General features: G+C 40.9%; 2 protein-coding genes. Both read right to left on the bottom strand.

The window, feature by feature from the left end; all coding sequences use genetic code 11:
* Positions 1–165: thymidine kinase (locus V6U79_RS29950; RefSeq protein WP_442933840.1), on the bottom strand; the 165-nt coding region annotated here is incomplete at its 3' end.
* A gap of 16 nt (positions 166–181) precedes the next feature.
* A partial coding sequence (locus V6U79_RS29715) for a hypothetical protein (RefSeq protein WP_334616727.1) occupies positions 182–513 on the bottom strand: 332 nt, incomplete at its 5' end.

A 513-nucleotide genomic window follows, 5' to 3' on the forward strand; every position in this document is an offset into this window, starting at 1 on the left:
AAGACCCACCCTTGAAGTCACTTTACCAACACCATATCGGTTGTCTAACTCAGCGGTATAGACCACGGTCTTCATGCCGCGTTCTTTATAATTGAATGAGGATTGTAGAAGGGACGTGGATTTACCAGCGTTCATTGCGGAGTAGTAGAAATACAGCTGAGCCATAGATTACCTTATTGGATTAGAATGTAAATGGTTTCTTAATTCTGAATACATTGAATGGGGCATGCATTTTATCTTCTTCACCGGGATTCAACAGAGAGGATAAGTCCAACTGAGAACAAGCAAAGTAAACATACTCACCTTCAAGTGTGAGGGCGTCAGGCCACATCAGGATACGAGATGGTTTAATATAGGGTGTAATAGAATCATTACGTATCAAATCAATAGAACACATCTCTGCATTGGAAATCAAGAATGAACCATCTGGCAAAGTTAAGATACCACCAATTGCAGGCAAGTCTCTTACTTTCTTGACTTTAGAATCAAGCTGAGGGGCAGTCAATGTTGGGT

Origin of the sequence: Micromonospora psammae (assembly GCF_036902725.1) — a bacterium.
Taxonomy (GTDB): Bacteria; Actinomycetota; Actinomycetes; order Mycobacteriales; family Micromonosporaceae; genus Micromonospora.